Annotated in this window: 10 protein-coding genes; 5 read left to right on the top strand and 5 right to left on the bottom strand. The window is 42.2% G+C overall.

From position 1 onward, the window contains the following. Positions 1-7: 7 nt before the first annotated feature. Positions 8-487 carry a hypothetical protein gene (locus MSG93_RS03810; RefSeq protein WP_032869232.1) on the bottom strand — a complete coding sequence of 160 codons (480 nt, stop codon included), beginning with the start codon at positions 485-487 and terminating at the stop codon, positions 8-10. A gap of 200 nt (positions 488-687) precedes the next feature. On the opposite strand from MSG93_RS03810, the gene MSG93_RS03805 reads away from it, so the two are divergent. Next, positions 688-2,178 (top strand): amidase, encoded by a 1,491-nt coding sequence (locus MSG93_RS03805; protein ID WP_324620622.1) that lies wholly within the window; start codon positions 688-690, stop codon positions 2,176-2,178. Position 2,179: 1 nt separating this feature from the next. On the opposite strand, the gene MSG93_RS03800 is transcribed toward MSG93_RS03805, so the two are convergent. After that, entirely contained in the window at positions 2,180-3,349 is a 1,170-nt protein-coding gene (locus MSG93_RS03800) for an MFS transporter (RefSeq protein ID WP_324620621.1), read from the bottom strand. A gap of 353 nt (positions 3,350-3,702) precedes the next feature. Here MSG93_RS03800 and MSG93_RS03795 point away from each other — a divergent pair, with 353 nt between their 5' ends. The 3 genes from MSG93_RS03795 to abaF all read left to right on the top strand — a co-directional run bounded on the left by MSG93_RS03795 (position 3,703) and on the right by abaF (position 8,508). Next, positions 3,703-5,274, top strand: coding sequence for an APC family permease (locus MSG93_RS03795; protein ID WP_324620620.1), 1,572 nt, complete (start codon positions 3,703-3,705; stop codon positions 5,272-5,274). 191 nt (positions 5,275-5,465) lie between these two features. After that, complete coding sequence (locus MSG93_RS03790) at positions 5,466-7,046, top strand: aldehyde dehydrogenase (NADP(+)) (protein ID WP_324620619.1); 1,581 nt, start codon at positions 5,466-5,468, stop codon at positions 7,044-7,046. Between the two features lie 169 nt (positions 7,047-7,215). After that, on the top strand, positions 7,216-8,508 hold the full coding sequence (gene abaF / locus MSG93_RS03785) for a fosfomycin efflux MFS transporter AbaF (protein ID WP_324620618.1): 1,293 nt from the start codon (positions 7,216-7,218) through the stop codon (positions 8,506-8,508). Positions 8,509-8,820: 312 nt separating this feature from the next. Here the strand turns inward: abaF and uhpC are convergent, their stop codons facing one another. Then, complete coding sequence (gene uhpC, locus MSG93_RS03780) at positions 8,821-10,143, bottom strand: MFS transporter family glucose-6-phosphate receptor UhpC (protein WP_324620617.1); 1,323 nt, start codon at positions 10,141-10,143, stop codon at positions 8,821-8,823. A gap of 46 nt (positions 10,144-10,189) precedes the next feature. Beyond that, positions 10,190-10,990, bottom strand: a complete 801-nt coding sequence (locus MSG93_RS03775; RefSeq protein WP_202739706.1) for an inositol monophosphatase family protein — start codon at positions 10,988-10,990, stop codon at positions 10,190-10,192. 252 nt (positions 10,991-11,242) lie between these two features. Here MSG93_RS03775 and MSG93_RS03770 point away from each other — a divergent pair, with 252 nt between their 5' ends. Next, the gene (locus tag MSG93_RS03770) at positions 11,243-12,517 is read left to right on the top strand and encodes a DcaP family trimeric outer membrane transporter (RefSeq protein WP_324620616.1); all 1,275 of its coding nucleotides are present in this window, start codon (positions 11,243-11,245) and stop codon (positions 12,515-12,517) included. Between the two features lie 42 nt (positions 12,518-12,559). Here MSG93_RS03770 and MSG93_RS03765 read toward each other — a convergent pair whose 3' ends face one another. Then, positions 12,560-13,321, bottom strand: coding sequence for an AraC family transcriptional regulator (locus MSG93_RS03765; protein WP_009515404.1), 762 nt, complete (start codon positions 13,319-13,321; stop codon positions 12,560-12,562). Positions 13,322-13,327 lie beyond the last annotated feature (6 nt).

The following is a 13,327-nucleotide window of genomic DNA, read 5'->3' as shown; positions in this document are numbered from 1 at the left end:
TTATTGATTAAGGCAATACGCGGCGTAAGGTTGCAAAGCATTTATCGCCCTTCTCGCTGGCACAGAAATCAATGGTGTGATCGTTTGACCATTTCACGAAATATTGGGAAACTTCACCAGTTTGGTCCTGGGCCTGACCAGAGCAATCTTTTTCATTATTGTCATACTTGATCTGCAAGATCAGCGCGGGTAAACGCTCTTGATGATCTTCAGAAGGTTGATAATCATATAAACCGTACGACCACTCCTGTCCGCTTTTAATCACTACATCGCTGGAACCACGAAAATTATAGTATTCCACGCATTTCTTATTATTTGGAATTTCCATTCCCCATAATCCCATAATTTCAGGGCGGGTGGTTACACGAATCGCATTCGCTTTAGCCACTTGCTGAGGCGTTGGTGCTGTCTTGTTATTTACGACCGTCTCGGCCATAGTCCATGTTGAGCAAGCCCATAATAATCCAATAATATAAATATTTTTCATAGATTTAATTAAGTCGTCATCTAAAACGGTGCATGCGCTTAAATTAGCATATTTTTTGATAAAAACACGCATTCATAACCATATAAACACAATATTTTTGGCATGTAATTTAATTGATTGTTCTGTTATTTTCAGGTATTCTATTTTACAACTTATATTTATTTTTACTTTATAACAATTTAGCTTTAGGGATAAAAGCCATGAAGTTTTCAGAATATGTGCAATACGATGGTCTTGGACTGGCCCAATTAGTCAAGACAAAACAAGTCCAGGCTTCCGAATTGCTGGACATTGCACTACAACGCACCCAACAGGTCAATCCCAAACTCAACGCTGTGATTATTCCCATGTATGAACAGGCAAAACAGCGCGCAAGCCAACAACGTTCTGGCACATTTGCAGGTGTTCCGTTTCTGGTGAAGGATCTGTTTCAGGAATACCAAGGCATCCCGACCTCCTATGGTAGCCATGCCCTTAAAAATCGAAATTACATCCCTGATTTTAATGCTGAAATTGTCAATCGCTGGGAAAATACCGGTATTGTCACTTTTGGCCGGACCAACACGCCAGAGTTTGGCATTAAAGGCATTACCGAACCTGATGCGTGGGGTGCATGTCATAACCCGTGGAATTTAAAGCATAATAGTGGCGGTTCTTCAGGCGGTTCAGCCTCTGCGGTAGCGGCAGGTCTTGTCCCGATAGCGGGTGCAGGTGATGGCGGTGGTTCCATCCGTATCCCCGCTTCTTATTGCGGTCTCTTTGGCTTAAAACCAAGTCGCGGACGTACGCCGTGGGGACCTCAATTCAGTGAGGCGATGCACGGCGCAGCCATGCAGCATGTTTTAAGCAAAACTGTGCGTGATAGTGCTGCCATGCTTGATGCCGAGCAAGGCCCGGAACAGACTTCACTATTTAGAATTGAAGCGCCAGCACAAAAATACAGTGACATCATTCAACAAGCACCTAAAAAGCTCAGAATCGCGTTTAATACCCGATCCCCGATTGGCACCAAAGTGTCTCACGATGCCATTCAAGCAGTGCAGAAAACCGCAAAACTGCTGGAATCATTGGGTCATATGGTGGTAGAAGATCAACCCAAAATTGATGGTTTGGCCTTGGCAAAAGACTTCGTGACCACATGGTTTAGCCAGTTTTCTTATATGCAGGCGCAAATCAAACAGCAATATGGGGCAACCGATCAGGACTTTGAACTGGATTCAATCGCATTGGCAGCTTTTGGAGCCAAAACTACGGCAACAGAATATATTCATACCCTTGATAATTGGGGCCTCTATAGCACCCGGATGAATATTTTCTTTGAACAATATGACCTGTATCTTACCCCTAGCACCGCTTCGGTGGCGCCAAAGAACGGTGAAGTTGCGACCCCAGCCTGGCAGAAACCTATTTTGAAAGGCTTGTTAAAACTGGGCAAAGCGCATTATCTCGCTCAAGGTAAACTGGTCGAAAAAATGGTACAGGACAACCTGAGCTGGGTCCCTTTTACCCAGTTAGCCAATGTCACCGGCTTGCCGGCCATGTCAGTTCCCCTCTACTGGAATAAACAAGGCTTGCCGTTGGGTAGTCAGTTTATCGCGCCGTTTGGACGGGAAGATCGCTTACTGCAGCTCGCTGCTCAACTCGAGCAGGCACAACCTTGGATGCCTCAATATCAGCATATCCGGCTCTAGATTAGCTTTTGGCTGCTGTTTCCACGTGATTCGGTAGCCATACCACCAATAATAGCCCCAGCAAAACTACAGCACTGGCACAGAAAAAGATGGTCATGCCTGAAAGCATCTGCCAGTAGTGCCCTGCTAGTAAACTGCCAGACGCGACACCTAAGCCCCACATGGTGCTATACAGCGCTTGTCCACGGCCTTGTTGCTCTGCCGAAAAATTCTGAAAAATGATTTTCATGGCGATCAGATGGAACAGGCCAAAACTAAAGGCATGTAAACATTGCGTGAGTAATTGTCCGATATAATTGCTCTCTAATATCCCCACCAGCCACCAGCGCAGACTAGTGAGCAGCAGACAAATCACCACCAGTGTCCGCCAAGAAAAGCGGGTAAAAAAGACTTTTTGCGCGACCGCAAACATGACAATCTCAGCGATCACTCCCATCGCCCACAAACTACCGATTTGTGTGGTACTGAAACCAATCTCTTTAAGGAAATTACTATAGAAACTATAAAATGGCGCCAATGAAAATAATAAAATAAATTCAATGCTAAAGAATGCGGCCACAACAGGTTTTTTCAGAACAGGCCACAAGGGTTGTAATTTTTTTTGCGAGCTCGGCGCATGCTCTGGTTCTTTAATGCTAAATGACCAGAGAAAGGCCAGAAATGAAATCGCTAAAAGTAATATTGGCAGCATGGAGATCGGAATAATCTCCAATAATGCACCAATCACAAATACCCCGACAATAAACCCGACTGAACCCCACTTCCTTACTTTGCCATACAGTTCAGCTCGTTTCTCACCCAGCCAGAATAAGGTCACCCCTTCAAACTGCGCCAAAATGGCATTTTGAAAGAAACTAAAAATCAGCATCAATAATGCAACCGATTGAAAGCTATTTGGAATCACAAATATGGCGAACCAGATACAGGCTTCCATCCAGGTAGCAATACGTACCAGTAGCATTCGTTTACCTGATTTATCTGCAATCCAACCCCAAATCAGCGGTGCAAAAAAACGCGTAATAATGGCAATTGACGAAAGAATGCCGATCTCTTGATAATTGAACCCCTGATCTTGTAGATACAGGTTCCAATACGGCATGAAAGTCCCAACGATGGAATAGTAGAAAAAATAAAAGCCTGACAGCCGAGTATTGATTGTAAGTGATGGCATTGAACTAGGGACACTAAGCTAAAAATTCCAGCCGATGAAATAAAAATGCTTTTATTTTAATCGGCTTCAGGAAGTGCATAATACCTTGAAATGCGCTAATGCCCTATCTCTTTCAGATTCTTTCTAAACTTTTGCTACAGCAAATTTATTTGTCTTTTTTGCCATTGCTCTAAAATACCAGCTTAGCCTATTCACCTTACTCTGATCTAATTATAAATTTAACAATACATTTCAATTGCTTAATGATTTATTACTGATCAAATTCAAAAATATAATACATTCCTATTTACCATTAAAATTATATCGTATACGATATTCAAAATAACTAGAGCGATACCGTTAAGGAAAACGTGATGTCAGGTCAATTTAAGAAACAACTCTCACTCATGGATCTCACCTTCATTGGTTTAGGTGCCATATTTGGTTCAGGATGGTTATTTTCTGCCAGCCATGTCGCGGCACAAGCTGGTCCCGCAGGTATTATTTCCTGGCTGATTGGCGGTTTTGCCGTTCTCATTTTAGGGATTATCTATTGTGAACTGGGCGCTGCTCTGCCTAGAGCAGGAGGGATTATCCGCTATCCGGTATTTTCCCATGGCCCCTTGCAAGGATACCTGCTTGGTTCAATTACGGTCATTGCATTCTCAAGCCTGATCGCCATTGAGGTGGTTGCAGCCCGCGAATATGCAGCCGCCTGGTTTCCCTCACTGACAGTTACCCATGATGGTATCCGCTCGCCGAGTGTTATCGGTTGGCTATTTCAATTTGCACTGTTATGTCTGTTTTTTGCGCTCAATTATTTCAGTATCAAAACTTTTGCTGTCGCCAATAATATTATTAGTATTTTAAAGTTTGCAGTCCCAGTTTTAGTCATTGTAGCCCTTCTGTATCACTTTAAACCTGCAAATTTTAGCATGACTGAATTTGCACCAATGGGAGCACAAGGTGTACAAGGCGCTGTTTCAGCGGGTGGGATTATTTTTGCATATCTCGGTCTCACGCCTATTATTTCTGTTGCGAGTGAAGTAAAACGCCCACAATTCACCATTCCGTTTGCCTTGATTTTATCTGTTGTCCTGGCCACTGTAATTTATGTGGTATTACAAGTTGCTTTTCTAGGGGCAGTACCAACAGAAATGTTAAATCATGGTTGGCAAGGTCTAAGCAATCAGTTCCCGCTTCCCTATCGTGATATTGCCATGTTACTGGGTTTAGGATGGTTAGCCATGCTGGTCGTATCCGATGCCATTATCTCACCTTCTGGTTGCGGTAATATCTATATGGCAGCCACGCCACGGGTCATCTATGCCTGGTCAAACAGTAATACATTTTTCCGTATCTTTACTCGAGTGGACCCGAAATCAGGTATTCCGCGTTATGCATTATGGCTGACTTTTGCATTATCACTGTTTTGGACCATGCCATTTCCTTCTTGGGAAAAGCTTATCTCTGTAGTTTCAGCTGCATTGGTTCTCAGTTATGCGATTGCCCCAATTACTGTCGGTGCTTTACGCCGTAATGCACCAGATTTACCACGCCCATTCTTCGTAAAAGGCTTTACATTTCTGGGTCCGGTTTCTTTCATCATTGCTTCATTTATTGTGTATTGGTCTGGCTGGAATGTGATTTCGTGGTTACTTGGTTCACAAATTGTCTTGTTCGTTCTTTATGTGCTCTTTAAACGCTATGTACCAACACATGAAGTCAGTTTGGCTCAACAATTGAAATCTTCTGGCTGGCTCATTAGCTATTACATTTTAATGATCGTTGCATCCTATTTAGGTAGTTTTGGTGAAGGTGCTTCCCATGTGCTTGCAGCACCTATGGATACCCTACTGGTTATGGTAATTGCCATCGCTTGTTACTACTGGGGTATCAATTCAGGTTTGCCAAAAGCCATGATTAAAGATGACAACGAAGCTTAATAACGATCCTTACTGAGAACGCCAATTGTCGAGATGTTGTAGCCGCCAAGCAATGTATATGAAATACGCCGAGCAACCCTATCTCTCAAAACTTTTTCAATCGATTCGGCAACATAAACACAGCCTTCTTTCAAACTTACCTTAAAAGAAGGCCTCTTATTAATTTTCATTTCCATCACATGAGGAAGAATATGTTTAATCTTTCAGGTCAGAACTTTATTGCAGGTCAACGCTCAAGCGCAGGCGAGAAAGCTGTTTTCAGTTATGATGCAAGTACTGGCGAGCGCCTACCTTATCAGTTTACTCAGGCTACAGCAGAAGAAGTGAATCAAGCAGCTCAAGCCGCCTATGTCGCATTTGCCGTATTTAAACAAACCTCTCCCGCTGAACGTGCCCATTTACTTGAAAGCATTGCCAGTGAAATAGATGCACTAGATGATCAGTTCATCAGCATCGTCTGTCAGGAAACTGCCTTACCTGAAGCGCGTATCCGTGGTGAACGCGGGCGAACCACAGGCCAGTTACGTTTATTTGCCCAAGTGCTACGTCGTGGTGACTATTTAGGAGCCCGTATCGATCAGGCTTTGCCAGAACGCCAACCCTTAGCCCGTCCAGATTTACGCCAATACAAAACTGGTATTGGCCCGGTTGCGGTATTTGGCGCAAGTAATTTTCCACTGGCATTTTCGACAGCTGGCGGAGATACTGCCTCGGCGCTTGCCGCAGGTTGTCCTGTTATTGTCAAAGCGCACAGCGGCCATATGGCAACTGCAGAATATATTGCAACGGCCATTACTACTGCAATTAAAAAATGTGCCTTACCAGACGGGATATTCAGCATGATCTATGGGCAAGGTGTAGGTGAGGCCCTGGTTAAACATCCACTGATTAAAGCTGTGGGTTTTACAGGGTCTTTAAAAGGAGGGCAAGCTTTATGTGATCTTGCAGCTGCACGCCCTGAGCCGATTCCAGTATTCGCAGAAATGTCGAGCATTAACCCGATGATTCTGCTCCCTGAGGCCTTAAAAGTTCGTGGTGATAAAATTGCGGCAGAGCTGAGTGCTTCGGTTGTTTTAGGTTGCGGTCAATTCTGTACAAATCCGGGTTTAATTCTCGGTATAAAATCGCCTGAATTTAGTCAGTTCCTAGCTCAGTTCACACAGCATATGGCACAGCAGCCGGCACAAACCATGTTGAACAAAGGTACCTTACAGAACTATCAACAGGGACTGGATGCATTACTTTCCCATGCTAAAATCCAACATTTAGCGGGGCAGGCACAACAGGGAAACCAGGCCCATCCTCAGCTGTTTAAAGCAGATGTATCCCTGTTACTTGAACAGGATGAGTTATTACAAGAAGAGGTCTTTGGACCAACAACGATTGTAATTGAAGTTGAAACTGCCCAACAACTGAGCCTTGCTCTGGCTGGTTTGCGCGGTCAACTTACCGCATCTTTAATCGCTGAAGCACAAGATCTCAATGACTTCTCCGTACTTATTCCATTGTTAGAAGAAAAGGCTGGACGCCTGCTGCTTAATGGTTATCCAACGGGTGTTGAAGTTTGTGATGCCATGGTACACGGCGGACCGTATCCAGCCACTTCAGATGCACGCGGAACTTCAGTCGGTACTCTGGCTATTGAACGCTACCTTCGCCCGGTGTGTTATCAAAACTATCCGGATCATTTACTGCCACCTGCCCTGCAGAATGCCAATCCGCTTGGGATTCTGCGTTTAGTCAATGGAGCAATGACCGCAGCTGCACTTTAAAATGATTCAGGAGTTCATTGCCGACAATGAACTCCTTTTTATTTCAATCTAAAAATCTGAATTACAGGTGATTCATCTGTATACCAATAAAAATAAAAATGCAAAACAAGAGACTCAAACCCATACAGCTCTCATCAGTAGAGAAGCGTTTGAATAAGGATATTAATCTATGACAACTTTAAAAAAGGTGGTTGCCGCCTCTATGGTTGGCTCCGTTGCAGAATGGTACGAATTTTTTCTTTACGGCACAGCTTCAGCACTGGTCTTTGGCGAACTGTTCTTTCAACAAACAGGCAGCGCTATTGATGGTATTTTGGCCGCCTTTGCCTTATACACTGTTGGCTTTCTGGCTAGGCCTATTGGTGGTTTAGTATTCGGTCATTATGGTGATAAATTTGGCCGAAAAAAACTATTACAAATCAGCCTGATTATTGTAGGCATAACCACTTTTTTAATGGGCTGCATTCCAAGTTTTCATCAAATTGGTTATTGGGCCCCGACGCTACTGGTGATCCTACGCTTAATCCAGGGCTTTGCTTTTGGCGGTGAATGGGGCGGCGCAGTTATTCTGGTTTCCGAACATAGTCCTGATGATCGACGCGGATATTGGGCTAGCTGGCCCCAAACCGGAGTTCCTTTGGGAAATCTGGTTGCAACGCTGGTGCTCCTACTTTTATCTAAAAACCTGTCCCCAGAACAATTTTTAGATTGGGGATGGCGCTGTGCCTTCTGGTTCTCGGCCGTGGTGGTACTGATTGGTCTATGGATTCGTAAGAATGTTGACGATGCCGAAGTATTTAAGCAGGCACAAGCAAAACAGCAACTTATTGAGAATCGGCAACTGGGGATTATTGAAGTCTTAAAATATCATAAGAAATCAGTGATTGCGGGGATTGGAGCCAGATTTGCTGAAAACATCTTGTACTATATGGTGGTGACCTTTTCGATCAGTTATTTAAAGCTTGTGGTGCATAAAGATACTTCCCAGATTTTGCTCTTGATGTTTGGAGCACATCTGATTCATTTCTTCATTATTCCACTGATGGGACATTTAAGTGATGTTTTCGGGCGTAAACCGATTTATCTGATTGGCGCAATCCTTACGGCATTTTGGGGATTTATCGGTTTTCCTTTAATGGATACAGGTAATGACTGGCTCATTATGCTGGCGATTGTGCTTGGCCTGTTTATTGAATCAATGACCTACTCTCCTTACTCCGCACTCATGACAGAGTTATTCCCCACACATATCCGTTATACGGCGCTTTCTTTTTGCTATCAGGTTGCACCAATCATGGCGGGTTCCCTCGCCCCACTTATTGCCCTTAGCCTATTGAAAGAATTTAATAGCTCGACTCCTATTTCACTTTATCTGGTTGCAGCAAGTCTAATTTCCATTATTTCAATCCTGCTGGTCAAAGAAACAAAAGGTCGCTCTTTGGCATTCGAGGATAACAAGTAACACCGTTAAAAGCTGTATTCCCTCACACAGTAGGTCAAAATATAATTTGGCCTACTTGAATTCTTTTAAGTATTAATATCATCATTTTCCTCCCCAATCTCAATGCTCCTGATTGAAATATCAGTATTCACTATGTCAAAGCTCAAAGAGATTAAATAATTTAAACAACATCCTATCTTCAAGCTTAATAGAATTTAATTTTTGGCATAAAACCCAAATTGTTCGATTGATATTAATTTGTGTTCCAATAAAAAGAGAGTTCACATAAATCGTGAACTCTCTTTTTATAAATTATCTTTTTAATTTTCTAGCTTACTTCGCTCTACTCGGATTCTTTGATGAAAGTAAAGGTAAGAGTAGAATTGCGGAGGCCAAAGTCGCAACAATCATGGTAATAAAGAAACCATTCCACCCGACCCATTCAATAATCTTGGCAAGAGGATAGCCTGATAAAGCAGCACCCAGATATCCGAATAAACCGACAAAACCTGTTGCTGCACCAGCTGAATCTTTATGGGCAGCTTCGGCAGCAGACATCCCAATCAACATTTGTGGACCAAAAATAAAGAAACCGAGAAAGAAAAAACAACCTGCAGTGAGCGCATAACCAATATTGGGAAAAAACCATAAGATAGCCGCAGCAGCGCCAATCCCGATCATAAAAATAATATTCATTGGGGTACGATTTCCTTTGAATAAAACATCAGACCCCCAACCTGCAACGATTGTACCGATGAAGCCACCAATCTCTAGAAAGGTTAATGCCGAGTTGGCCTTCACCAATCCCCAGCCATACTCTTTGACTAAATATAAATTAGCCCAATCATTTAAACCCGTCCGTACGATATAGACCAAAACATATGACATGGCCAATAACCAGATATATTTATTGGTAAAAATATAGGTGACGAGAATATCCCATACCTTCATTTTTTTACTTCTGGCTTCTTGTGCTAACTCTGACTCATCATTACGCCATTCTCCAACAGAAGGCAGCCCTAAACTGGTCGGCTTATCTCTCAAGCGAAAACAGACAATAACGCCCATAATGATAGCAATGATACCTGGAACATACATGCCATAACGCCAACCGTAATGCACGGCAAGGCCACCCGCCAGTAAAGGAATTAAAGCACCACCGACATTGTGAGAGGTATTACACAAAGCCCACCAGAAACCACGCTCATTACGAGAATACCAAGTCGTTAAAGTTTTTGAACAAGGTGGCCAGCCCCAACCTTGGAAAAATGCATTAAGAATCCATATAATGGCAAAAATCCATAAAGTGGAGCTCATCCCAAATACAATATTCAGGATGCCCGTTACAATTAGCCCCAGACCCATAAAATAACGTGGATTAGCCGCGTCACTCATCACCCCCGATGCAAATCTTGAAATCCCGTAAACCAAATAAAAAGAAGTACTTAAAATTCCGACATCGGCAAGGCTTAAACCCAAATCTTTAATCATTTCAGGCATGACATAATTAAAGCTTTTTCTGGTTAGGTAAAACGTGGAATATCCCAGATATAAGGCAATCATGACATGAATACGCCAATATTTATAAAGCGCATCGATTTCTTTCTGATCGGTTAATACAGGCTGAGGTGGGGCACTTTTCATCCAGGAAAACATATAAATCTCCATATCCAATACACTGGGATATTTAATCCGTTTATTGTTATTGTTCAGCCTTATGCTGTTTTAAAAATCGAATCGCTTGCTCGTGTAATTCTTTGGTTGCGGCAGCGACAACTGTTTTTCCAGAATGAATCGTCAATGGCGCGCCTTCCCAATCTGAAATTGTGCCTCCCGCTCCTTCTATCACAGGAACTAATGCGCAGTAGTCTACTTCTCGCATGCCACCACTATCGATACTTAAATCAATTTTTCCGGTCGCCAGACACGCATAGGCATAACAAGCAGCGCCATAAACACGCCATTTGGTCGTGGAAATGATATTTTGATAACCATTGCGGTGCTCAGCTAAAACAGGTTCGGTATTACTTGACGACATCAATGCAGCTTCAAGTGTCGTACAGTTACGAGTAGAAATCTCGTGACCATTCAGGGTACTTTTATGTCCCTTGACACCGACCCAACGTTCAGACACAGCAGGATGTTCAATAATCCCAAGCACCGGAACACCGTTATGACACAGTGCGATTAATGTTCCAAAGGTTGGAAAGCCTGAAATAAACTGTTTTGTTCCATCAATCGGATCAATCACCCAGACAAATTCAGCCTGATGATTTTCTCCCCCATACTCTTCCCCCAGAATGTCATGATCAGGATGGAATTTTTCAATAATCTTTCGGATTTCCCGCTCAACATATTGATCAACTTCCGTCACCGGACTTTCATCGTCTTTGGTTTCAAAAAGTATATGCTGATAGCGAAAATTCTGACGATGTTCATTTAATATATAACGCGCTCTGTCTGCTGCCATATGCGCCGTATCTAAGAAAATTGAGTAGTCCATAACAATTTCTCCATTAAATTTTAATCTTAGTTATTGTTCTACATAGAAAAAATATTCAAGCAAGAACATTTTCCCCCTAACCCTAAAAATGATAATACATTTTGACAAAAGAATATCGTATACGATATTCTTTATCAAGCAAAATAATCTAAGCTTAGATCGCTTTTGTTTTCCAATAATTATTTCCAAATAGCTGAACACCAGCGTTCGTCATGGTGAGGGATCAGCAATACAGATACTCAGGATAGGTATATGATTTTTTTATTTAAAAAAACGAAGGTTTCGAGATATATATTTATTGCATTAAGCGCCGCTCTTCCACTCAGTGGACATGCAGCTAGTCAGGAGGAACCACTTGAAATTGAACAACTCCGTAAAGAAGTAAATGAATTAAAAGCTTTAATTCAGCAACAGCATCTAGCAACTGTTAAACGTTCTGAATATCAGTCTCCCACTGAGGCAGGAGCGACAGAAAACACCTCCCCAAAATCACTCAAATTAACTACAAAAGCTGGAGCAGAATTCCAGCTTTACGGCTTTATCAGGGGGGACTCTTCTTATCAGTTTAAAGGAGGTAATGGTATTTTTAACCGCATTCACAAAGTGGACCTACAAGGTCATGAAACAAACACGGACCGCTTTTATAATACGGTAACCACAACTCGTTTTGGTCTGGACTTTAAAACACCTATAGAGGGACAACAAATTGGTGGGAAGTTAGAAGTAGATTTTCGTGGAGGAGTCAATAATGACACCCTACGCTTACGCCATGTTTACCTGACCTATAACAATTGGTTATTTGGACAAACCACGTCTAGTTTCTTGGCAACTGATTTACAGCCAGACATGCTGGATTTCGGGTCTCCTTTAGGGATCGGTACTTTTCGTACACCACTCGTTCGCTATAACAATAAGCTTAGCGCTGGACCAGAATATTTCATAAGCCTAGAAAAAGGTCGTGATGAAAACCGTCTTCCGACACTGTCAGGAAAACTAAAATATGATTTTGAAGATGGGTCTATTTCTACAAGAGCCATGATTCAAGAGTTACGAGCACCTGATGCAAACAATGAAAAGGAACTCAGCTGGGGAGCAGCAATTGGCGCCAGTTATCAATTAAGTCCAAAATTAAAACTGATGGGTGATTATTCACATGTAAAAGGTGATGATCGTTTCTTACTTTATACCAATAATGCCTATCTCATGAATGATAACAAGACACAGATTTATTTAAATGAATTTGACAGTTTTACTACAGGGGTTTCGTATCAGTTTACTCCTAAGATCAAGGGAACCCTAGGCTACGGTGCTATGTTTGCAAAAGACAAGAATGCTTTTGCCCAACAGGATATTCTTTTAGATCAAAATCAGAACAAGCGTTTACAACAAGGTTGGTTGTATATGATGTATAGCCCTATTACTCCGATCACATTCGGTCTGGAGTATATCTATGGTGAACGTAAGACCTTTAATGATCAGAAAGGCATAGACAACCGTCTGGAAGCCATGGTGCGTTATAATTTTTAAAATCGTGAGCCTCTAAATGAAATAATCCTGACCAGTTTAGGGTTATTTCATTATATTCGCTCTATATGTCGTTCTAAATAAAGTCGGCGACATGCCTGTATGTAGTTTGAATTGACGGCAAAATGCACTATGGTCGGTATAACCACAGCGTAAGCCAATCTCGGTAATGGCTAAATCTGTTGCCAATAGTTCTGTTGCGACTTGCAAACGAATCTTGCTAATCATTTGCCGTGGCGTTAAATGGTAAATTTTTTTACAGTACCGTTCTAACTGTGCAACTGATACCCCGGCAATTGCAGTCAAATGAGCCAAAGTAATTGTTTCAGCATAATTTTTCTTGATATATTCCTCAACTTGCACCATTTTATAAAATGCGGGATGGGTATTTTCTGGCACATTCAAATCATTGGAAATTCCAGCTATCCCCACCAGCTTGCCAGCAGGATCAAATAAAGGCTCTTTATAGGTTAAACACCATCCTGACTGGTTTTTCGCATACAAATGAAGTTCAAGCTGCTCAGAAAGTTTTTTGCCACGGCGAATCACTTGCAGATCTTGTGATGTATATATTTTACCGAGTGAATGGGGGAAAACCTCTTCCGAAGTTTTCCCCAGCAAGGCTGCTTTCTCTTTTAACCCACACCGATTGACCAGAGTTCGATTGACAAACACATAGCGTGCTTCCGTATTTTTAATAAAAAAAACCACTGAAGACAAAGCATCGAATAAAGGTTCTATATTTTCCAGATTCTTTAGAAAATCGTCTAATGTTGAAGTGAGTTGAGGAATATGAGCCAAGGACATGAGCTA

The sequence above is a fragment of the Acinetobacter sp. IK40 genome (assembly GCF_035615075.1).
Lineage (GTDB): Bacteria > Pseudomonadota > Gammaproteobacteria > Pseudomonadales > Moraxellaceae > Acinetobacter > Acinetobacter courvalinii.
This window is presented reverse-complemented; position numbering and strand designations above follow the sequence as displayed.